This window comes from Sphingobacterium athyrii (assembly GCF_003071065.1).
GTDB lineage: Bacteria > Bacteroidota > Bacteroidia > Sphingobacteriales > Sphingobacteriaceae > Sphingobacterium > Sphingobacterium athyrii.
In genome coordinates this window covers 301,584-323,717 of record NZ_QCXX01000007.1, presented here as the reverse complement: position 1 = coordinate 323,717, position 22,134 = coordinate 301,584, and the positions used below count along the sequence as shown (strand labels likewise).

Below are 22,134 nucleotides of genomic sequence, written 5' to 3'. Positions count from 1 at the left end.
AATAATTAGGTAATGAATTACGCATGGTGACTAAGATTTTTTTGCGGTTATTTTTTATACATTATTTATGGATTTTAAATATCTTATGGTTTTCGGTCGTACTATATTTAATATGGTGTAGGCTACAGAGAATATCCAAAATCTCCTCTGGTTTTTGTGTACTATTGAAGGTAGCTGTAGTTTTTAAAGTGGAAAGTGCTTTGTCTTTCAATACGATTTCGATGTTGTAGACATATTCCAATTGTTGTATCACCCCCCGTAACGATGTCCCATTAAATTCGATTGCCACTGGCGTGGTATCTTTTGTTAAACTGCGGGATGCTTGTTTGGTCTGTGTGCTGTAGCGCAAACTTTGGTTTTTGGTCAGCAAACCCAGGACTTTATCTCCCCGTTGTACGGCAACTTTACCTGTTGCAACGAGTACCTCTACGTTTTGGGAAGCTTGGTATGCTTTAATTCGAAATGATGTCCCAAGCACTTTTACTGCTAGGTCGGAAGCTAACTGTACATGGAAAGGATGCTTTTCATCATGTGCGATCGTAAAAAACGCTTCACCTTCGGCAAGCTCAATTTCGCGTATGTTGCCATTGAATTTACTAGGATAACAGATTTTGGACGAAGGTTCTAGGATGATTTCTGAGCCATCCGTTAGTGTAATTTTTTTACGTTGCCCAGCCTGCGTTGTTGTCACGATTTGCGAAACGGCAGAAACAGTTTGTTCGTTCAGTCGTCCAACAAGAAAGCTTGCGGACACTATGATTAAAACCGCTGCTGCTATTTTCAGAATCGGATAGCGCGAGAAGAAATGCTTTTTGATTTGTTTTTCTGAAATGGCAGACTGAATATTACCTAACAATTTTTCGCGGAGCACAGTTTTGCGCTCTTCCGAAACCTTATTCTTTGTATTATCCAGTTGAGCATACCAATCTTCAACCTGTTTGATCTCGGCTGCATTCGCCTCGCCATTTAGATATTTTTGCAGTAGTTGTTTTGCTTTTTCTTCCATCATTTGAATACATGTCACTTCAAATGGCAAATGGTACTAGAGGAAAATATTAGCGTTATATTAATTTTTTGTTAACTACAGATCAATGGATTAGGAAGATGCTAAGAAAGGCTTTTTTTGAGCAGTTTCATCGCCGAGGTAATTTGGTTTTTTACAGTTTGCACGGAGATATTCAACTCAGTTGCTATCTCTTTGATTGATTTTTCTTGCTTGCGGCTCATCAGAACTACTTGCCGCATACGTTCAGGAAGTTGCATTAGAGCTTCTTCAACTTTCTGTTGGGCATCTTGTAGGATGATTTTATCGTCGGCTGCGTCTGCATATTGTTGGTTCATTAGTGTCGCGAATTCCGCTTGATGCCCATTTTTAACCGTATTATTTCTGAAATAATTGATTACCTTGAATTTTACAGCCCCGTGTAGATAGGCTGAGAGATCACCTGAGAGGGCGATCCGTTCACGATTTTCCCAAAGAGAGATAAAAATTTCCTGCGTGATATCCTGAGCTACATTCTCTTCACCAGTTTTTTTTAAAGCCGCATCAAAAATGGTTTCCCAATACAGATTAAAAATCTGTTCCATTGCAAAATGGTCACCTTTCTTTAATAATGCTATTAATATTTCGCTCACAGGATCAATTTGATTGGACAAAACTAGTAACCGTATGTTCCTTTAAAGTTAATAAATCTTAAAGAGTATATTTTGTCTGCTATGGATTAATCCTGTAAATTTATTTTTAAATTATTTCGTATTTCGAACCCCGTTTGTGTATCATATCACAACGGGGCTTTATTGATAAAAAGCTTTTAAAAGGCGACGAAGGAAAGAAGCTACTTCTTGTACTCTTTTCCGGTATAGATATCTATGTAATAGTAATTCTCTCTATTTTCCGCGCCTTTTACCCGTACCAAACCACTCGGATTGATCGTGTGATAACTTTTTGTTCCAATCTGCTGTTTCGTTTTATTATTGTACAACGTAAAAGGGCCATCTTTTTGTATCTGTAAGGAAAAGATTTGTTGTTTGCCATCCAAGATATCAATATGCTGAAAATTTGGCAGTAGATCCCATGTTTTGGCCTTAGCATTCCAGAGGCCCATGGTGGGATCCTGCTCACCTTTTTTGACGTTGATGAGGTATAATGCTTCGGTTTGATAGACGTATTTTATTTTTCCCGTTTTCCAATCTTTTTCAAGGGTGTTCTTTGTAAACAACATATGTTTATCCGGCCAGACCAGATAACCTACCTGATCCAAAATAAAGAAATCCTTAACGTTGATTTTATCCAATAAATTGCCATCCTTGTCAAGATACAGCCAGTCATAAGCCCATACCTCGTGGTCATAATTAAATCTCCCCAAAATAAAGTAAGGTGAATTATTGACAGAATACACGAGAGAAACTTCTTTCAGGAAAGCCAGCTGTGCTGCAGTAGCCTGTTTGATCTGTTTTGGCAAAGCTTTCTCATATTGCGGGAAAACATAGATGGCACCTGTGTTGTTGTCTTTTAACAATTTGGGCACTGTTGGTTTGTAGCGATCCTGATTGATGGAATCCAACTGTAAGGGCTGGCCGTTCCAAAGCAAGTCTATTTTATCGACACCGACCAGATTGGAATAAATAGGCCGCTTATGTTGAATATCGTAGATCTCAAAACGATTTTCAGCAGGGGGAATATATCGGCCATTTTCCAAAAGCATATCAATTTTTGTACTAAGCTTTTTCAAATGCTGGTTTTTTAGTTCATAAAGATTCCCATTTAGGACGAAATGTTTATCATCCAGATTGTATGCAGCCGAACTGTATTCGTTTTCGTCGTAGGGAACATCTTTGTCCAACAGGATCTGATCGGTTTCAAGCACACGGATTTCTACCTTAACATAGGTCGCTGTTTTCTTTACGCCACCACCCATGATATTCCAGTTCCAGTTCCAGAAAGGCAGTTTTTTCTCACGCTCCCGACGTTTCATGAGTAGCGTTACCTGATCTAGTGGTTGTAGCCCAAGATCGGTATCAGAATAATGTTCTATAAAATCTCCCTTTGAATTAATTAAAGCCTGCTGGTTCTTCTCATTGGAGACGATAGCGTAACCAGTAGGGGTAAAGGGTTCGGCTCCGTAGAATTTTTGTGTCAGCTGCTGCTGGAGCGAGCTGTCCACATAGACGAATTGTTTGTCCTTGGTCTGCATCGGAATCCAATGGATAGATTCCAAGGATGGATGTATGGTGGACTCTTGTGCACAGGCCGTCATACAAAGAATGGTTATTAAACCTACTAATATTGATTTGATCATCTTTTTTCTTTTTAATAGAAAGTGTTCGCTGTTTAATAGAGCAACGAAAAGTTTCGTATATGCTCATTGTGCCAATGCAACGCTTTATGATAGGATTCATGCAAAATGATGTGATCCTGAGGCTAAAGTAGACGAAAAAAGCTTTTGGAAAAATAGCCGAATTCAGTGATTATAAAGCGACCTGATTGGTTGCTGGACAGCCAGATTAAGTCCGTTTGTCCCTGCATTATTTTTTTCGATGAGCCGATTAAATTGGTTAATCGGCTCAAAATTTACTTATATTTGAGCCGATTAGAGTTTAAAATCGGCTCAAATGTATAACTGGCAATATAAAGAATGGCCCCATTTCAGCTATAGTATCGAAGAGATTCTACCTATAGCTGTTGCATTTGCTAAAGAAATGGGAGAGCTAAATGGTTTGTTAACAGGATTAAATGCGGAACTAAAACAGGAAGCATTTGTGGAAATTCTGATCGCTGAGGCAATTAAAACTTCAGAGATCGAGGGCGAATATATGAGTAGAGAGGACGTGATGTCCTCCATCAAAAGAAATCTCGGTATTAAAGATGACGTAGTCGTTCATGACCAAAGAGTTACTGGTGTTGCGAAATTGATGACAACCGTACGGGAGAGTGCGGTAAAAGAATTAAGCGTCGATTTGATCCAGGAGTGGCATGCCATACTTATGGCAGGATTTCCGAAAATTAATGCGGGAGTATGGCGTACAGGTGATGAACCTATGCAGATAATTTCCGGCTCGTATGGTAAAGAAGTTGTCCATTATGAAGCTCCTCCATCTGTTGTTGTTCCAAAAGAGATGGAGCAACTGGTTCACTGGTTTAAATCCTATGAAATTAAAGAGTCGGAGTATATTATTGGCGCCCTGATCAAGACAGCTATTGTCCATTTGTATTTTGAATCTATTCATCCTTTTGAAGATGGGAATGGACGGATCGGAAGAGCGCTGGCAGAATACACTTTATCCAATACATTACAGGCTCCTGTCTTGTTGTCGATATCAAAGACTATCGAAAAAAATAAGCAGGCTTATTATGAAAATCTAAAAATTGCTCAGGCTAGCTTGGATATCACAGGTTGGATAGGCTATTTTACCGAAGTTATTTTAGAATCTCAAAAAGAAGCAAAAGAACTGATTGAGTTTACAGTAATAAAAGCAAAGTTTTTTGATCGAAACAGGGATTTATTGAATGAGCGGCAAATGAAGGTTATTAATCGTATGCTAGAACAGGGGATTGAAGGATTTGTCGGTGGTATGACAGCAAAAAAGTATATGTCCATTACGAAGACCTCAAAAGCTACTGCAACAAGAGATCTGCAATACCTGCAAGAGCAAGGTATAGTTGAACAAATTGGGCTTGGAAGATCCGTACGTTATGAACTTATACTCCGTTAGACGACCGATTTTAAAAGAATAGATTCAAGCGATAGCATCATTTCTTCTCTACCGGAATGAGTTCGGCTCCTCCCTCTTTGGGCCGGTACCAGTACTTGTGGCCCAGATCATCTTCGAAATCATGATTTGTTTTTGATTTATCTACAACTCTGAAACTTTTGACATCGGGGCCTTCAAAAATTTTATCGCCGACGAAAATATGTCTGGCGTCTTTGGCGACAGCACGTTTAAGAACTTCAAAAGTTTTTGGATCGGCTTCCGCCAACGGCTGTTCATTATAAAAAATATGATTTTTGTCTCCGGACCAAAAGGAGTTCCCACCGATCCCTTCCAATATTTTAAAACTTTCGGCATCAACATCCGCGAACGGAAAACGTTTTCCTTGAATAATAACAAATTGATCAATAATGATTGATTTTTTGTCTAACAATTTGATTTTATTGGCCGATGGCAAAGTCGTTTCAAGTACGCCGATATTCTGATAAGGTTCGTAATAAAGTAATGTTTTACCATCTATAATGAGGTATTCGCTGTTGAGTACATTAATCTTGTCCGTTGTGTAACTGAGCGGATTGATACTTTTCTGCGTGACCACATAGAGCCTATTCTTGTCCTTTACAAAATTTTTATTCAAAATTTTAAATGAGGTGTAGTCAACCGCTAATGGTTGGGCCTTGTAGAAATAATGTGATTTATCTTTAGATAGGGATGCGACCGAATCATACAGCGTAGTATACGTTTCGGGATCCGCGCCTGTAATGACGGTGAGTTGTTGTTTGCTGCATGCTCCTGTAGCTGATGGAAACCCAACAAAATCGAATACATGAGACTGATCGACGGGGATTTTTCCTTTCAGTCGAAAAGTTTTTACATCGACAAATTGTTGTGGACAGCCCATAAAATAGATCTTGTCTTTATCGCGGGCATAGACGCCTTTGATCACAGAAAAACTATTTATGTCTGCTTCCGTTTTTCTTGAGCCGCGTTCAAAACCATTGCCTCCGGGGATAAAATAGATCGCTCCATTTTTTTTATAGTAGTCTTCGGACAAAGGGCTGACCTGCTCTTTGCAGGAGAAGAACAAGCCGATGCATGTGCTGAGAATTCCCATTTTAAAAATATTTTTCATACTCTCCTCTATATGATTTGCTCCCTGATGATGTATTGCCACTCGTAGATATAGTGAACAGCAAAATCAATCCAATCGGGAATGGATTAAGTTTTATTCCGGCTTGTTAGACGCTATAATTCTTCAAAACGGTACTATTTTAATCTACTATAAAAATACGATGCTATGACATCGCACGCGACAGCGGTTTACAATTCGCTTATGGCTATTTATGATTCGTTTATGATAAATTACATAACCTTATGAGCTTATGTTCCCGCTCTCGCAATTTACGCTTAAACATAACAATAATTAGCACATATTTCCTGATCGAAGGAGTGCGATAAACGGGACGTCAAAACCGGATGAGGCACCCTTGTCGTACTGACTAAGTATAGATTAAGTACTGATTTGATATCGATAAAGGATCTCATTGGGTATGGATATCATAATTTGAGCGGTGCTACAACATATACGCTAATGGCGCTAGTGGCGACAGCTCAAGCAAAAGAAAGGTATGCGATTCGTGGCGAAACCATTTTATTCTAAAATATTTGTGTGATATATTTTTAATTACTACATTTGTATATATAAACTATATAATTGTATTGCAATAGTGTTTTTTGAATAATGTAAAACACGAATAACTTATCTGTCTCTTTGTCGGCAGACAGATAGCTATCTTTCATGAGTGTATTTGAAATTTCAATACGATTTTTATGTTGATTGCCGACCTTTCCTAAAATAAACCAAGGTGCAAACGCAAATGTATGTTACCTGTTGATTTTCTATTTAATCACCTTGGTAGTTGCTTCTGATTTTTTTCCAATATAGCTGTTGTTTTTTTACAATAATTGGTTGTAACCATTTGTTGTTCAGTAGGCTGTATATTGTAAAATTTTATACTTATTAAGTCATTATTATGGAAATTAATAACCAATTGATTATCGACCGTTTATCCCAACGTATGGATCTCGATCGGGTTTATCTCGTTAAATATCAGTTTTTGGATCAGGAATATCAGCACCTGGTTTTGACGCTTAAGCCTGTGAGCGGCCTTTCACATAAGATATTAAAACCTATTGTGGAATTATGTCTGTTGGATCAGGAATGTATCTCATTTGAGTTGATTTTTACCCCTGAACTGAAAAATAAAATCAAGATGGGAAGTTTATTCTATTGTTATGCGGCTTTGCCCAAGCATGAGATTTTTAGTTCCGGTGAAAACAATACCGCAATCAGTAAACCGAAAGAGATAAGGGGTATACTGGATCTCTCTGATAAGCATTATCAAAAAGTGCTGGCTGCTTCCGCTGAATTTTTACAGGCGGCACAGACATTTGCCGGTACAGCAAACTATCTCCGTGCATTATTTATGGTCCATCAAAGTCTGGAAAGCCATTTAAAATTGCTGCAAGTGATGGTGGAGGGGAAAGGTAATAATGTACATAGTCTGGACAGTAGGATAAGAAGCCTCGATACACACTTTTCGATGTTTAAAAAAGTATTTATGGGTGAGGGAGATGAAGAGAAAGAGCGCTTCCGCTTATTGGATACTTCCTTTAATGCCGTCAATCAAAATAGAGATCTGGAGATTTCTGCCATAGCGGCTTCACAGTTATACGATCATTGTGCCGTCATGCAGGCGGCGATAGAAAAGCTCTTCTGTTACTTTATGGAGGAATTGCAGGCTGAATACGAAAAGAATTTGGCGACTGAAGCGGCCGTTCAGGCGGAGCTTGCAAAGACTAAATTGGTGAAAGAAGAAAAAGTTAAAATTGCACAGCAGGAAACGTTGGTCCCTCCATCTACTTTTCACACATTCCCTTGGCCTGAACAATATCAGTCCGATATACAGCAACTCCTTTATCAGATCCTCAGGGACAATCAGGTTGAACAGATGATGTTACTCAATTATTATGTGAGTAAAACTCATGGTAAGGGATTATTCGACTATCCCCAAAAAGATGTTGGAAATGTCAGCATTTACATAGTTGTTATTAAAAAATGGGTTGGACAATGTTACTTCCGTAAAGCTTCTTTTGGTCGGGCGGCAGCAGTTATTTCATTTTTAAGCAGCAGCTTTATCGCAGCGAAATTAAATATAGGAAGTCGCTTTTCGCACACGATCTGGAATGACTCTGTTGTCCTTTACCGCAATCCACGCTATAAGCCGACAAATTCGCTAACTCCTGTAAATTGGCCTGATACGCTGTTGAAAACGACAAATGTCTGGACACGTAACGTAAAGCTCATGCACGATCTGCTGGCCATATTTTCTGATGCTCGTCCTTCGAACAAGCAAGTGGCGGTGCTGTTGTTAAATCAGTTGATTCTAATAGGAATACATAGCTACCTCTACCTACGGATCGGTTACACGCCAATGAATGCAACGTTGGAGGAGTTGGTCGAATGGAGCTGTATCTGTGATAAAAAAGTAAGCGATTTTTTTACCTCAAATGAACCTGCCGAAGCTCTATTGTGCCAAGAGCTATTAAAAGATATGAAAGGGCGGATACATGAGCTGTCTCCTGAATTGAACCAGCTGGAAATGGAGTACTTTAAATCCAACGCTAATCGGATTGTAGCCTTTTTTGCTGATCTGTGCGAGCAGAGTTTAAGATATATGGAAATGAAATCGGGAATGGGAGCGAATCAAAATTAAAGAGGGAAAGAATGAATAATTTAATTACCAATCCTCTAATTGGAAAATTTCGAGCCGAATTTTCTATGCACTATGCAAGTGCAATTTATCTTTTGATACTGAATCGAATAAGTTTTGGCTATACCCGTGAAGAATTGGCCTTCTTGATGGGACAAAATGAGGACTATATCAAAGATATGGAGGAATTCAAAATACCCATTGGTGCTTTAGAAGTTATGGTTCATCTCCAGTGGGTATTTGTTCGAGGGAAATTGCAGATTGATGCATTTGATAATCGGACTGATTATCTATTTGAATTATCCATCTGGGAGGAGGAGGGGATCCGCTATTACCAAATGGAATATTTTATCAATGAGGTGGAGAGCATTGTTTTTTTTCGGCTTATGGAAGTAATAAATAAAGATAAATTTCGTGATGCTGAAACAATTAAAATAGAGCGTCTTGCTACGAATTTGCTGCTGATGAGTTTATTGGAAGAGGGGTACTTTAAGAGATATTGTACGGCTCTTCAGCTCTGGCGTTGCGCTGAAAAAAATATCGGAGACGGAATTCGGGTAAACATTTTAAAGCAGGAACTGGAACTTATGCTAGGAAAGAAGGGAGTAGCCCCCCTTCGTAAATCTAAGTCCAGAAGTTTTGGTTACCGCTATATTCAACACAAATAGAAAAATGGAAGATATGCAATCTGTACCCTTGGTGGTACCTCGGAATTTTAAACTGATCTGCGAGCTCTTTGGTATAGCGGTACCTGCATTTATACAGTTGTTTTTGGATCATTATTCTTTTATGGATCAAAATTTTGTGGATAACTCAAGCTACAATCTGGCTACCAGAGGTATTCATTTTATTGATGATAAGTTCAAACTTGGAACAGATCCTTTATCTATTAAATTGGACCAAAGGGAAAAAGAGCGGGGTGTAAAATTGATACAACGTCAGGTGAAATTGGGCCTAAATAGAAATTATAGTACTACAGAGCGAAGGAATAGAGGGCGTGTAATTACTGGGCAAATTTATGATATCTTATCAAAAGGAAGAAAAATGAAAGATATCATTTATCTGGATGAAAATACTTGTTTCAAACTTAACAAGGATTTATTATTGACCTGCATTTTAAATAATACACATCCTTCCCGTTATATCAATAGTATGATGAAGCTGGTTTCCATACCCGATTATCTTGCGGAACTTCATTTGGATGAAGGCGAATATAATCCTATTCTTGGATTTATTATTCGGGTTCACGATGGTTATGGTAATATTAACAATTTGGAATATCGTAATTCAGCCAGATTTAAAAATTTTATTATGGAAATTCAGGAACTGAATAAACGCTATTTTTTTTATCGTGGGCTTGAAAAACGGGTTGCAGTTTATCAGGAATGGCTAGACGATTTTTTGGAGAATAGAGCGGAGGATAACATATTATAAAAAACCAATGAAAACATTAGAAAAAATTAATTTAACCACCGAATTTACACAGTTCTGTGATATCTTCAATTTCACACCCGAAGAAGTGGTTCAAGAATTTATAAATAAAATTGATATTGCACAGTATATGTGTGAATTCCTTGATCCTCACCGATGGGCCAATTTATTTGCCATGGAATATATGATTCAATATACAAAATCGAAGGGGATAATGTTTGAATATGAGGATTTTGCGAAAAGTTGGGTGGAAATGATGGAAACCGGTGGTGATGATCCTATCGGGAAGACCAAAGAGCTTCTTGAAAAATGGCATAAAAAGGTATTGGAGGATCGAATTCATGAGATCATGAAAAATGATGACAAAGAAGAAAATACTTAGTATGAATACCGAATCTACAATAAAAACTTCCTGCTCCGGAATGATGTATTCACACGATTTCCAGCTTTGGTATACGTATTTCAAGCGGCGGATAAAAAAAGAATGGCGGCCCGAGGAGCTTTCATTCTTACTGGGCAAGCCTGATCATGCCTATCTGGATTTTGAGAAAATGTTTCAAGTCCAGAAGTTTTTAACACAGGAATCTATTTTACTGGATCGGATATATGCGAGTTCACACATAGAAGCCATGGAATTCCATCGCGAAGAATTTGAAGTTTCCCAGGAGCGTTTGGTACGTCTTAAAATCGAAGAGGATGAGGTGAAATGGAGTTATTCCATTGAGGTGCCTTGGACCTTTTTAACGGGTAAAAAAAAGCCACCTGCGCCAGGTTTGAGATTTGAAGAATGGAAAGCTGAGAAAGATCTTCAACTTGAATCGGATGCCATGCTCCATGTCCGACAAAAACTAGAAGCATTACTGGAGAATAATTACTTTGAAAATGGTGCAACAGCGTTGCAAATGTTTCGACAGGTCGAACATACCGGTCTTGTTCATTTAAAGATTTTCCCACGACACCTTAAAAATGTCTTGTATAGCTTCATCCAACAGAACAAACTCGTTGTTAGAAATATCGAAAATAGTTATTCTTTTTTATTGCCGGATTTTCAGTAAGCTAGCCATAAACAGTATTAATTAAATGGCTGGCGTTGAATGAAAAAACAATCATTATATTTATTCCAATGAATACAATGATTCCTAGCAATAGAACATTAATGGTACCAACCATTTTGAAAGGAGTGGCTGGTACCATTTGTATTTTTGCTATTTTGACTGTCATTTCTTATCAGAATGACCAACCTGTGGATGGCAAGTTAACAATAGGATTTCCTTGGGAATTTTATTCAAGCGGGACAGGCTACAATGTCGAAAGCGATGAATATGCCAGCTTCGAAAATTTTGAACCACCCAAACTGATCGGTAATGTCCCTTTTGCAGTAGTCATGTATATACTGTTGCGGTTGTTGCTTCGCGCGCGCTTCGCTAAGAAGAGGAGCTAACTGCTTTCATTATTGTTATCCTATTGTTAAGTTTATATTGTTTGCTAACTCGGTTTAGTTAAAAACTATTAACCTTTAATTGACACTACCTTCATATTGCATTTGTAACCTTGTACCCGTAAATCAAATGCACTACTTATGAAAATTAAAACCAACAATGTCTTTTGGTTGTTATGTGCCATTGCAGCAAGCTCATCCGCTGTTCAAGCCAAACCGCTCTCCCTAACTGAACCGCAGTTCCTGATAATGCAGAGTCCAATTAGAGGCCGTGTGGTCGATGCACAGGGAAATGCAATTTCGGGAGCAACGATCCTAAATCTAAAAACAAAAAAATCAGCTCAGTCTGATGAGCAGGGAAACTTTCAGATTGACGCACAGATCGGTGATCAACTCAGTATTTCCTATGTGGGATTTAGTAGCCTTGTACAGGCAGTTGGGCAATCCAAGGGGCAGGTCTTCGCACTACAAACTAGTGAAAACACGCTTGAAGAGGTGACGATTTCAATCGGTTACCAGAGAATACGAAAATCTGATGTTACTGGTGCCATTGCAAGTGTGAAGGCTGAAGAATTAAACCTCAGTGCACCAAAACTATCCCAGGCTTTAGTTGGTAAAGTAGCCGGCGTACAGGTCATGCAAACAAGCGGTGCCCCTTATGACGGAACCAAGATCCGCGTACGCGGTATGGGGTCCATTAATGCTGGCTCGGATCCTCTTTACGTCATCGATGGTTATCCCGCTGGAAATAATTTAAATATTAATCCCAATGATATTGAATCTATAGATATCCTTAAAGATGCGGCATCCGCTGCCATCTATGGATCCCGTGCGGCAGGCGGTGTGGTATTGATCACGACAAAGCGCGGTAAAGAAAGTAAAAACAATGTGGATTATGAAGTGCTGGGTGGCTTTGGTCAGCTCTCCAAAAAAATTGATGTTTTGAATGCAGAACAGTTTATCGACCTTTTGATTGATGGTCGTAATAATTCTTATAGAGATCTTTTGGCAGCAAAAGGAATTGCATGGACCGATAGTAAGCGTCTTGATGATAACAAAACTCGTGTAGCGAATGTGGGAAATGCAGGTTCGGTCAGTATTCCAGAAGAATATTATGATTTTGCAACAGGTACGGCAAAAAAATCAAAATACGACACCGATTGGCAGGACGCGTTATACCGTAATGCTCCTTTTCAAAGGCATAACTTGTCAACCTACGGAGGCAATGAAAAAAACAGATATTTTTTAAGCGGTTCGTATCAGAATCAGCAGGGTATTATGTTGGGCACGGATCAAAAGACATTTAACTTCCGCGCCAATATAGATAGCAAAGTTAACGAAAGATTGACGGTGGGCGCCAATGTTTCCTTTACTTACAACGACAACAATGAAGTGACCACGGGAAGGTACGACCGTAGCCCTTCTATGGCGGCCCTGATCTATCTTCCAACATTGCCTGTCTATAACGAGGATGGTACGTATGCACAATTCTTAATGGGCGAGTTATCCGCTGGTAGTTTTGGTATACAAAACCCTGAAAACCCTTTGGCTTATGTTACCAAGATCAAAAATAACCGCCGTGGAAAAAGAGGTTTGTATAATGCCTTCGCCGATTTTAAAATTATTGATGGACTGAACTTAAAAGTAAATGGCGGTTTATCTACCTACGATGAAAAGTACGATTATTACCGCCCAACAAGTATTTCAAATGGTGATAAAAGACCTTATTCTCCTGAGGCTATTACTGCAGCTTACGCAGACGCCAAAACAAAAAATGAACTGGATAAGTTGCTGGAAACAACGTTGAATTACAATAAAACTTTTGGTGGGAAACATCAGATCTCAGCACTCTTAGGATATTCTGCACAGCGCACCGACTATGACTATCAAGGAGTCAGAGCCAACGGCTTCAGTAATGATGCTATAGGCGAAATTACGGATAAAGGGGCTAATCCATCTAATTTCCAATTGTTGAAAGATGATACTTTTAAACGTATAACAACGCTTCAATCGTATTTCAGCAGGGTAAACTATAATTTTGATTCGAAATATTTCCTTTCAGCTTCCATCCGTACGGACGGTTCTTCGCGCTTTGGTCCGAATAATAAATGGGCAACCTTTCCCTCTGTTTCTGGAGGCTGGACAATTTCTAAAGAAGACTTTTACACGGATTGGTTAGGACAGCAGTCGACGTTAAAGTTGCGGGCGAGTTGGGGTCGTAGCGGTAATAACAATATCAAAGAATATCGTTCAGTCTCGGTCTTTAACTCGCCGGCAGGTGTTATTATCGGGAATGATGTAAAAACCGGTTATACCTCAGGTGATGTATTTGATCCCAATCTAAGCTGGGAAACAACCTCGCAATACAATGCGGGTCTTGACCTTGGTTTGTTGAAAGGTCGCTTGAATATCATGGCCAATTTTTATCTGAGCCGCTCTTTTAATTTATTGTTTGATCAACCAATTTCTGCAGTATCTGGATCAACGACAATCTTGACAAATTTGCCAAATTCTAAGGTGCAAAATAAAGGATTTGATCTACAAGTGGACGCAACATTGATCCGTAAAAGTGACTTTGAATTGGGCATCAGTGGAAATATTAATGTCAACCGCAATAAGGTATTGGATCTGGGGGGATCATCGACGATCCTAACCAATGGAGCAGAACGTTCCTATCTGACCCATATCACACAAGAAGGAAGTCCAATCGGTATGTTCTATGGCTTTAAAGTTCTTGGCGTGGCAACGGAGGAAAATTACAAAACAGTAGCGCCATCAGCAGCTTCATCTACGCCGCTGCAACCCGGAGACCTTTATTTTGAGGACGTTGATGGAAACGGTATTGTTAATGATGCAGACAAACGGGTGATCGGTAATCCCCATCCGAATTTTACCTATGGCTTTGCGTTGAGTACGCGCTACAGAGAATTTGATTTACGTGCATCTTTCAATGGATCACAAGGCAACAAAGTACTGGATGGCTATGATTACTACCTCTATAACATGGAAGGTTCAGGCAATCAGTATGCCGATGTTGCTCAACGTTACCGCTCGGCACAAAACCCGGGTAACGGCAAGGTGTACCGTGCTTCTCGTGGTGGCACACAAAGTAACAGTACGCGTCTGTCGGATTTCTATCTTCAGGATGGTTCGTTTTTACGGATGACCAATATTGCCCTGGGGTATAATATGCCAAAAAACATCGCTGAAAAATTGAGTTTATCCGGAATACGGGTGTATGCAACGGTGGACAATCCTTTTACGATCTCCAAATACAAAGGCTATAATCCCGAACCGGATTATAACCAACGGGGAAACCTAACTCCGGGTGTCGATTATGGACTGTACCCATTGGTCAGATCCTATAATCTCGGTGTAAAAGTAACTTTCTAATCTTCATGTTCATAAGGCCGTTATGATTTTTTACAACATATCGAATGGCCACACTAATAAAAAAATAATTCAATGAAAAAAAGATATTTATTACCGCTTGTGTTGTTTACTATGTCTTCATGCAGCAAAGATTTTCTAAACCAGAAAGATCCTAATGCAGTACAGATTGATGATTACTTTAAATCTGAAAACGACGTATTATTAGCTGTTAATGGCCTTTATCAAACGTTACGTTCAGGTAACACAATTGGTGAAGGTAGTACCCTCTATAATGAAGAACGCTCGGATAATACCGGGCGAAATGATAACCAGTCAAATGCCGGAGAGCCATTCCAGTTCAATGACTTTTCGTTATTGCCGAGCAACACCTATCTGAAAACACATTGGGCTGCAATGTATGCTGGGATTAGTCGTTGTAATGTTATCTTAACTCATATTGACGAAGTCTCTTTTTCAAGTGAGGCGCTAAAACAACGTTACATGGCCGAAACAAAATTTGTCCGTGCCTTATTGCTGTTCCATATGGTGCGTAAATTCGGTGATATTCCCATGGCAACCGTCCAGGTAATAAACAAAGAGCAGGCAAATGAACTGGCGTTTCGTCAGAAGGAATCGGTTATTTATGAACAGATTATTAAGGATCTTACCGAAGCCCTAACAAGTGATTTGCCCAATACGCAGCATGAGTATGCCGTGGGGCGTACATCAAAAGCAGCAGTGAATGCTATTCTAGGACAGGTATATTTAACTTTAGCAGCCACACAACCCACAGGTGCAACGGAAAACCTGGTTAAAGCAGAACAGTATCTCAATGCTTCTTATGGGATGCGGACCTTTGGTCAACTAAAAGAAATCCCTTATACAGAGGTTTTTGATGTGAAACAAAAGATGGCTTGTAAAGAATTGGTTTTTCAGATTCAGTACCTACAGGGTGATCAAAATTATAGTTCAAGCATCGCGCGTAACTATCAGGCTAGAGGAGAGTCTATTAATTCGCGATTTACTTCAACAGGAGCGGGAGAAGTTGTAAAATTAGATCTCATCAAGGATTATGAACCAAATGATATCCGGAAAGATTTTTCGGTCAAATTTGCACCGGATGCGAAAGTAAATGACTGGTTTGTGACTAAATTTAGGGACAGTAGTGCAGAGGCTGGAACCAACGGATGGGGAGGTAATGACTGGATCTTGATCCGTTATGCCGATGTGATGTTATTATTGGCCGAAACAAAATACCATCTGGGTAAAGAAGCTGAGGCTATTGCGCTATTGGATCAGGTGCGCGAACGTGCTGGCCTGCCTTCTTATGCAGCCTCAATGTTAAGCAATGACTACCGTACAAAATACCCGACATTAAAGGAGGCGATCTTGCACGAGCGCCGTGTGGAACTGGCTTTCGAAAATCAACGTTGGTTTGATTTAATCCGGAACTATAATCCGCAGGAATTGGTTACGTACTTTAAAACTAAAAACCAGGCGGATTATGGGAACGCTAAAATCTCCAATATATCCACAAAGGATCGGTATTTTCCAATTCCTTTCGATGAATATAAATTGGATCCACAGCGTATGTATCAAAATCCGGGTTATTAATAGAATCGGATATGACAGGTATCATTAAAAAGGTCTTTTTGTTGACTTTGGGAATATGCGGAATGCATATTTCCAAAGGCCAGCTCCCGGATCCCGCTGGACCTCAGGACTGGGTAATCCGTAAAAATTATTACGCAAGCTATCTGTTGCTAAAGGATTCCGCCTTAACACAGCAGCTTTGTGCGTCCCAGGCTGTTTCGGCATTGTTGAACCAGCGGTTTGACCGTTTTAAGCGAAGTGATCATTGCACGGATCTCAGCTGTTTTCTGGAAGCTTTTAAATGGAGAAATTCTGAGATCGAACTCATGGCTGAACAAATTTCCAGTCAGATCAAAGGCAGCAGGAAATTGGAGGAAATGGTTGAATCGACATTGATGCCATCAAGGACTTATGGTATACCAAGGGATGAGACTGCAAAAATGTATCTTAAGAAAGCGCTGTTACAGGACTTTGGTGCCATGAACTATGTTGTTGATGTCTATGCCGGTGGCAAGAAGCCCAACTATCCCAAGATTGATTCAATTTCTTTTGATGTGAATCGTAAGGCGTACTTTCAGCTTTTGGATGATGTACGTCAGGATGTGCTAAAAGATATTCCGACTGTTAAGGAGGCGCTTTTTATGACCATGATGACAGCGGTAAGGCTGCTTGAGATCAATGAACGTTGGGATGCTGCGCAATTGGAGCCACTGATGGCTCTGGAAAATAAAAAGGCGTTTGAACAAGTGAAAAAGACGGATTTTTCAGCCTATCCTTACAGCCTGTTGCTGACGCTGGGGGCAGGCCCCGAAAGCTATGGACAGCCGATCAGTCCGGGCGGAATGTTACGTGCACGCATGGCTGCCCGTAGTTATTTTGAAAAATTGGCCCCTTTTATTGTACTTTCCGGCGGAAAGGTACATCCCTATAAAACGGCTTATATCGAGGCAATCGAGATGAAAAAGTACCTGATCAATGTCATGGGAGTTCCCGGACAAGCGATCTTGATCGATCCGCATGCTCGCCATACAACAACAAATCTGCGCAATACTGCCCGTATACTACTGACCTATGGATTTCCTAAAGATAAATTTGCCATTGTTAACAGCAGTAAGGCACATATCGATGCTGTAGAAAAAATGGTCGACCGTTGTATCCGCGAATTGGGTTATGTACCCTACAGCCTTGGAAAACGAATTTCGGATGTTATCATCGAATTTCAGGCGAAAGAAGAAGCATTCACAATTGATCCGGATGAGCCGCTGGATCCCTAACGGTTCACTTCAGAACTCAGATTGAACAAGACAAAACAAATCCAACATGTCTTTGTCAACGATGTTGGTAAATATAGAAAAAGGTATGTGGATTCCTTATTGATATACCTTTTTCTATTAAAGATCAATTTAATGTTACCGTCCTTCCTTCTTTTGCGGAACGCTTGGCCGCTTCCAGGATCTCAACTACCGTCACATTATTAGTGATGGAACCTAGATCGCCTTCAGCTAGCTGCTTTCGGTTTAGAACATGTTCCAAATATTGGATATGGTTTTCAAAATAAGGCTGATCCGTTGGAATAACTGTCGGCTCCTCATTATGCTGTGTATACTTTACCAGCCTTTTCTCATTTTGTGCATAGAGCTGGGCTTTTGTCCCAAATACCTGAAGATCTTTTACGCTGTAAGGCCATGCCCAAGATGCCTGGATGATACCAGTACTGCCATCGCGGTACTTTAAGATAATGGTCGCATCATCTTCGACTTTTGAATAAACTTCGGGCTTCAATTGATGTGTAATGGCACTGACAGAAATAGGCCGTTCGCCATTCTTGATCCATGTCATGAGATTCGCCCCATAACAGCCGAAATCCATTAATGCACCACCACCATTTTTTTGCGGATCCGTCAGCCAATCGAGAAAATAACTGCTACATCCGATTTCCTTCGGCCCCTCATGCCCATCTTTTACAATCATCCGTGTCACACGGCCCACGGCATTTTGGTCTACCAATTGCTTGAGCTGCTGGTTGCTCCTGTACCAAGTTGTCTCATAATTGACCAAAAAAGGTGTTTTGTTTTCCCTGGAGAGTGTGGCGATACGTTTGGCATCAGCCAATGTGGTCGCCATTGGCTTCTCTACCATGACCGGTATTTTGAGCGGCAGACAGATTTCCGCTACATTGATATGCTCATTGGTGGGGTTGTAAGCAAGAACCACATCAGGTTTTACCCTTTTTAATAATGAAGAGAGATCTGGGAAAAAAACGGACTTCGGAAGATGGTATTGCGCTTGAATCTTGTCAGCCAGGACGCTGTTGGATTCTGCTATTCCAATAATCTCCACCTTTTTCTCTTTGTATAAATTCAGCAGGAGATATACATGGTCGTGATTGAGCCCCGCAACAGCGACTTTCAGTGGACTATTCGCATAAGCAATATGCTGAAATAGCATCGTCAACAAAAAAAATATCTTTACTATATGTTTCATGGTATTCTGTTTAGGTTCAATAAAGATAACATTTTGAAATCTTTAAATCCTTTAGTAAATCCAGTCAATCTTTGGATGCGATTGTATTATTTCCGCTACGATATCAAAATAGGTCTGTCCTTTTCCAGCTTGTAAATCACTTAGTCTTTGCTGGAAATAAGTCTGATTGAAAGGTGAATTAGCAGCGAGTTTTTCCTGATAGTAAGCGAGGGTGGTTGTCACTCCTAATGCCGCACGGCTGTGATCGATGTCTTTCCAAATGATTGTATGTTTTTTTGCGTTCTGAACTTTTCCAAAGCCACCGTACAGCAGGTCATCGAAACCATCCAGACTGCCAATTTTCCAATTTTCATCGGCCATATAAACCCGATTGATTTCGGCGTAAAAACTCGGAATATCCGCAATACATGCGCCTTCAATAACCACAAAACCCCATTCGGAATGAAGGGAAATGAGCTTCGTAAAGTCTGCCCAGAGCTCCGCTACCATAATTGGAAATGGTACTTTTGACCATTTGTCCACAAACTGAAAAAGGTCTGGCAGGATGGACTCCCGACTACTTTCGCGTAGGCTTGTCAGGGGCTCTGTTAAAGCCTGCTCCTGAAGATTTCCGACCAAAACTTTAGCAATAACTGCGAGTTGATTTCTGTCGTTTGTTTCCATCTGCTTCACATTAGATTTACTTATCTAAAGGACTAAAAAAAATTGACTTAACGAAATCGTTTTCGATTTTTTACAAAAAATCCAATACATTTAAGGTTACATTTAGGGATAAATCTAATGCGATGATCTACGGGAAAACGTTCTATCGTATACTTGCGGTGTTGAGTGTACTTTCTCTAGTTGAAATTTCTGTTTTTGCACAGCAGCGGCCCAATGTCATTGTGATTTTGAGCGACGATGGCGGTTATGATGATTTTGGCTGCTTTGGCGGAAAAGAAGGTCATACTCCACATATTGACCAACTGGCAAAGCAGGGGATTCGTTTCCAGTGTGTTTATGCATCTGCATCGGTTTGCGCATCCTCACGTGCCGAATGGGAAGCAAAAAATGGCAAAGCCCAAATGGTTGAGTTCTGTTTTGGATAATGACCAGAACCAGATCATGAAGCACAGAATGGAGGTGGTCAGATGAGCCACAGAAAAACAATATCCTTAATCGGATAGCTAAATAAAAACGAATGAAAATCATACTTATACTTTTACTCGCATTTGGACTTGTCATGGCTAAAGCCCAGGACCGTCATACATTTGATCGCATCAAAAAACATGTGTACGAGGACGAATTGCAAAGTTCGGCTGCTCACGGTGATAAAACCACAATCTGGATCAATCAATTGACTGAAGCTGGTACTTGGTCTGATATAGATTACACGAGTAAATCAATTTCACTCTGGCCTCCAGGAGAACACTTGGATCGCTTGAGAGCTTTGATCGTAGCTTATGTCTCGCCCAAGAGTAAATCTTATCAGCAAAAGTCGCTTTATGACAAGATTGTACGGGCGGCTCAGTACTGGGCAAATAACCGATTTGAATCAACGAACTGGTGGCACAATGAAATCGCTTCTCCTAAAGCAATAGGTGTCTGTCTGATCCTGATGAAATTCGGTCAGGAGAAAATCCCAGCTACAGTGGAAACAGCACTGGTCAAGTTGATGGAGAGAGGGGATCCCTATAAGAGAACGGGCGCGAACAAAAGTGATATTGCCATGCATTATTTCTATCGTGCACTAATCTTGGAAGATGCCAGTCTACTGACTGCTGCTATGGAACAACTGCTTTTTCCCATCCAGTTGGTGGATGGGAAAGAGGGGTTGCAATATGATTTCTCTTACTTACAGCATGGACCACAATTGTATATCGCGGGCTATGGCGAAGAGTTTTTAAAGGGAATTTCTAAGGTAATGGCCTATGTTCGCGAGACACCTTATGCGGTTAATAAGGAGAAATTGGCCCTCTTCGAAAAATTTCTTTTGGAAACCTACCTGCCGATCATACGCTCACGTTATATTGATTTTAATGTGCATGGGCGCGGGATATCACGACCAGATATATTGCGCAAGGACCAGGAAGTCGCCATATTGCAGCAGATGCAATTGATTGATCCAGCTAAAAATGAGATCTGGAAGAAAGGATTGGCAAAATTAGATAGTATACAGGCTTTTAATGCAGAAGATCAATCCCTCCATCGACATTATTGGAAAGGAGACTACACAACACACCTCAGAAAACAGTTTCATTTCAACCTGCGTCTGGCAAGCAAGCGAACCAACAAATCGGAATCAGGAAACGGTGAAAATATGCTTGGAAAAAATATGACAGATGGTGTAACCAATATTCAGGTATTTGGTCCAGAATACTATAATATCATGCCAGTATGGGAATGGGACAAAATTCCGGGGACAACAACCCGAGATTATCAGGGTGATCAGGAACTGAAAGAACAGTGGGGTGTACTGGCTGCCAATAGTTTCTCTGGTGGGGTCAGCAATGGTACAATCGGCGCATCGGCCATGTCTGTTCAATACGATGGACTGGCTGCACAAAAAGCATGGTTCTTTTTTGATAAGGAGATTGTTTGTCTGGGCAGTGGAATTAACTGTAGTGCTGCGGAACCGGTCGTAACAACACTGAATCAAACTTGGTTGAATGGTCCTGTCGTATGGAATGGAAAAGAGCAGATGTCAACCGATTCACTGGTTCGAAATGTCAAACAAGGTGAATATGTCATGCACAATCAGGTCGGCTATTACTTTCCAGAAGCGATGAAAATCGCTCTGACGGCAAAAGAACAATCGGGCTCTTGGTACCGCATCAATCGTTCCCGATCAAAAGATGCTGTACATGGTAAGGTATTTAAGTTATGGGTTGAGCACGCAGCGAAACCTGTAAATGGAAGTTATGCTTACATCGTGGTACCTGGTGTGGATCAGATCGATAAGCGGGCTATGCAGCAGCTAAAAATTTGGCACAATACGCCTGCGATTCAAGCTGTAGAACATCTGGGTCTGGCCGCTATTCAGGCCGTGTTTTATGAGTCTGGTACCTATCAAATTGGAGCTTGGTCTATTCAGGTGGATAAGCCGGTTATTCTGCAAATCACAAAGGGAAATAGCGTCTTCAAGCTGGATGTGGCAGATCCACTGCAACAGGAAAAAGCTATACGTATTCATCTCATCAATAAAAATGCAAAAGTAAATCAGATTGTCGAGATCAAGCTTCCGCAGGCTGAGTACGCGGGTAGTACCTCATCAGAAACAATCCCGACGGGTAATAAATAAAGATTTAATTCTTTCGAATTGCCGTGAATATTAAAAAGTAAGGTCCAAGTTCT

Annotated in this window: 18 protein-coding genes; 12 read left to right on the top strand and 6 right to left on the bottom strand. The window is 40.3% G+C overall.

Translation table 11 applies throughout. The features are described from left to right. Window positions 1-61: 61 nt before the first annotated feature. The 3 genes from DCO56_RS22870 to DCO56_RS22860 form a co-directional block, all read right to left on the bottom strand. Window positions 62-1,009, bottom strand: coding sequence for a FecR family protein (locus DCO56_RS22870; protein ID WP_108636040.1), 948 nt, complete (start codon window positions 1,007-1,009; stop codon window positions 62-64). Between the two features lie 98 nt (window positions 1,010-1,107). Next, window positions 1,108-1,635, bottom strand: a complete 528-nt coding sequence (locus DCO56_RS22865; RefSeq protein WP_146191120.1) for an RNA polymerase sigma factor — start codon at window positions 1,633-1,635, stop codon at window positions 1,108-1,110. A 200-nt stretch (window positions 1,636-1,835) separates the two neighbouring features. After that, window positions 1,836-3,299, bottom strand: a complete 1,464-nt coding sequence (locus DCO56_RS22860; RefSeq protein ID WP_146191119.1) for a hypothetical protein — start codon at window positions 3,297-3,299, stop codon at window positions 1,836-1,838. A 313-nt stretch (window positions 3,300-3,612) separates the two neighbouring features. On the opposite strand from DCO56_RS22860, the gene DCO56_RS22855 reads away from it, so the two are divergent. Further along, window positions 3,613-4,713, top strand: coding sequence for a Fic family protein (locus DCO56_RS22855; protein WP_108636037.1), 1,101 nt, complete (start codon window positions 3,613-3,615; stop codon window positions 4,711-4,713). A gap of 37 nt (window positions 4,714-4,750) precedes the next feature. Here the strand turns inward: DCO56_RS22855 and DCO56_RS22850 are convergent, their stop codons facing one another. Next, a complete protein-coding gene (locus tag DCO56_RS22850) occupies window positions 4,751-5,842 on the bottom strand; it encodes a DKNYY domain-containing protein (RefSeq protein ID WP_108636036.1) in 1,092 nt (363 codons plus the stop codon). Between the two features lie 901 nt (window positions 5,843-6,743). Here DCO56_RS22850 and DCO56_RS22845 point away from each other — a divergent pair. From DCO56_RS22845 to DCO56_RS22805, 9 genes are all read left to right on the top strand, one after another. Further along, complete coding sequence (locus DCO56_RS22845) at window positions 6,744-8,486, top strand: hypothetical protein (protein ID WP_108636035.1); 1,743 nt, start codon at window positions 6,744-6,746, stop codon at window positions 8,484-8,486. A gap of 11 nt (window positions 8,487-8,497) precedes the next feature. Continuing rightward, on the top strand, window positions 8,498-9,151 hold the full coding sequence (locus DCO56_RS22840) for a hypothetical protein (protein WP_108636034.1): 654 nt from the start codon (window positions 8,498-8,500) through the stop codon (window positions 9,149-9,151). A 4-nt stretch (window positions 9,152-9,155) separates the two neighbouring features. Next, window positions 9,156-9,917, top strand: a complete 762-nt coding sequence (locus DCO56_RS22835; RefSeq protein WP_108636033.1) for a hypothetical protein — start codon at window positions 9,156-9,158, stop codon at window positions 9,915-9,917. A gap of 7 nt (window positions 9,918-9,924) precedes the next feature. Further along, window positions 9,925-10,296 carry a hypothetical protein gene (locus tag DCO56_RS22830; RefSeq protein WP_108636032.1) on the top strand — a complete coding sequence of 124 codons (372 nt, stop codon included), beginning with the start codon at window positions 9,925-9,927 and terminating at the stop codon, window positions 10,294-10,296. 40 nt (window positions 10,297-10,336) lie between these two features. After that, window positions 10,337-10,969, top strand: a complete 633-nt coding sequence (locus tag DCO56_RS22825; RefSeq protein ID WP_181390651.1) for a hypothetical protein — start codon at window positions 10,337-10,339, stop codon at window positions 10,967-10,969. 68 nt (window positions 10,970-11,037) lie between these two features. Next, on the top strand, window positions 11,038-11,355 hold the full coding sequence (locus tag DCO56_RS22820) for a hypothetical protein (RefSeq protein WP_108636030.1): 318 nt from the start codon (window positions 11,038-11,040) through the stop codon (window positions 11,353-11,355). Window positions 11,356-11,493: 138 nt separating this feature from the next. Then, window positions 11,494-14,745 (top strand): SusC/RagA family TonB-linked outer membrane protein, encoded by a 3,252-nt coding sequence (locus DCO56_RS22815; protein WP_108636029.1) that lies wholly within the window; start codon window positions 11,494-11,496, stop codon window positions 14,743-14,745. 72 nt (window positions 14,746-14,817) lie between these two features. After that, window positions 14,818-16,338, top strand: coding sequence for a RagB/SusD family nutrient uptake outer membrane protein (locus DCO56_RS22810; protein ID WP_108636028.1), 1,521 nt, complete (start codon window positions 14,818-14,820; stop codon window positions 16,336-16,338). Between the two features lie 11 nt (window positions 16,339-16,349). Next, complete coding sequence (locus DCO56_RS22805; protein ID WP_108636027.1) at window positions 16,350-17,591, top strand: YdcF family protein; 1,242 nt, start codon at window positions 16,350-16,352, stop codon at window positions 17,589-17,591. A gap of 124 nt (window positions 17,592-17,715) precedes the next feature. Here DCO56_RS22805 and DCO56_RS22800 read toward each other — a convergent pair whose 3' ends face one another. Together DCO56_RS22800 and DCO56_RS29780 are read right to left on the bottom strand one after the other, a co-directional pair. Further along, on the bottom strand, window positions 17,716-18,801 hold the full coding sequence (locus DCO56_RS22800; RefSeq protein WP_108636026.1) for a Gfo/Idh/MocA family protein: 1,086 nt from the start codon (window positions 18,799-18,801) through the stop codon (window positions 17,716-17,718). Between the two features lie 51 nt (window positions 18,802-18,852). Beyond that, window positions 18,853-19,464: a barstar family protein gene (locus tag DCO56_RS29780; protein ID WP_245935901.1), complete on the bottom strand. Its 612-nt coding sequence runs from the start codon at window positions 19,462-19,464 to the stop codon at window positions 18,853-18,855. A 122-nt stretch (window positions 19,465-19,586) separates the two neighbouring features. On the opposite strand from DCO56_RS29780, the gene DCO56_RS22790 reads away from it, so the two are divergent. Then, complete coding sequence (locus tag DCO56_RS22790; protein ID WP_108636025.1) at window positions 19,587-19,889, top strand: sulfatase-like hydrolase/transferase; 303 nt, start codon at window positions 19,587-19,589, stop codon at window positions 19,887-19,889. Between the two features lie 92 nt (window positions 19,890-19,981). Next, window positions 19,982-22,081 (top strand): polysaccharide lyase 8 family protein, encoded by a 2,100-nt coding sequence (locus DCO56_RS22785; RefSeq protein WP_108636024.1) that lies wholly within the window; start codon window positions 19,982-19,984, stop codon window positions 22,079-22,081. The last annotated feature ends 53 nt before the right edge of the window (window positions 22,082-22,134 follow it).

Excerpts from the sequence above, each read along its gene's own strand:
- DCO56_RS29780 (WP_245935901.1), bottom strand. The coding sequence starts at position 19,464 with ATGGAAACAAACGACAGAAATCAACTCGCAGTTATTGCTAAAGTTTTG.
- DCO56_RS22870 (WP_108636040.1), bottom strand. The coding sequence starts at position 1,009 with ATGATGGAAGAAAAAGCAAAACAACTACTGCAAAAATATCTAAATGGC.
- DCO56_RS22790 (WP_108636025.1), top strand. The coding sequence starts at position 19,587 with ATGATCTACGGGAAAACGTTCTATCGTATACTTGCGGTGTTGAGTGTA.
- DCO56_RS22830 (WP_108636032.1), top strand. The coding sequence starts at position 9,925 with ATGAAAACATTAGAAAAAATTAATTTAACCACCGAATTTACACAGTTC.
- DCO56_RS22810 (WP_108636028.1), top strand. The coding sequence starts at position 14,818 with ATGAAAAAAAGATATTTATTACCGCTTGTGTTGTTTACTATGTCTTCA.
- DCO56_RS22805 (WP_108636027.1), top strand. The coding sequence starts at position 16,350 with ATGACAGGTATCATTAAAAAGGTCTTTTTGTTGACTTTGGGAATATGC.
- DCO56_RS22815 (WP_108636029.1), top strand. The coding sequence starts at position 11,494 with ATGAAAATTAAAACCAACAATGTCTTTTGGTTGTTATGTGCCATTGCA.
- DCO56_RS22785 (WP_108636024.1), top strand. The coding sequence starts at position 19,982 with ATGAAAATCATACTTATACTTTTACTCGCATTTGGACTTGTCATGGCT.
- DCO56_RS22820 (WP_108636030.1), top strand. The coding sequence starts at position 11,038 with ATGAATACAATGATTCCTAGCAATAGAACATTAATGGTACCAACCATT.
- DCO56_RS22845 (WP_108636035.1), top strand. The coding sequence starts at position 6,744 with ATGGAAATTAATAACCAATTGATTATCGACCGTTTATCCCAACGTATG.
- DCO56_RS22855 (WP_108636037.1), top strand. The coding sequence starts at position 3,613 with ATGTATAACTGGCAATATAAAGAATGGCCCCATTTCAGCTATAGTATC.
- DCO56_RS22825 (WP_181390651.1), top strand. The coding sequence starts at position 10,337 with ATGATGTATTCACACGATTTCCAGCTTTGGTATACGTATTTCAAGCGG.
- DCO56_RS22840 (WP_108636034.1), top strand. The coding sequence starts at position 8,498 with ATGAATAATTTAATTACCAATCCTCTAATTGGAAAATTTCGAGCCGAA.
- DCO56_RS22860 (WP_146191119.1), bottom strand. The coding sequence starts at position 3,299 with ATGATCAAATCAATATTAGTAGGTTTAATAACCATTCTTTGTATGACG.
- DCO56_RS22850 (WP_108636036.1), bottom strand. The coding sequence starts at position 5,842 with ATGAAAAATATTTTTAAAATGGGAATTCTCAGCACATGCATCGGCTTG.
- DCO56_RS22800 (WP_108636026.1), bottom strand. The coding sequence starts at position 18,801 with ATGAAACATATAGTAAAGATATTTTTTTTGTTGACGATGCTATTTCAG.
- DCO56_RS22835 (WP_108636033.1), top strand. The coding sequence starts at position 9,156 with ATGGAAGATATGCAATCTGTACCCTTGGTGGTACCTCGGAATTTTAAA.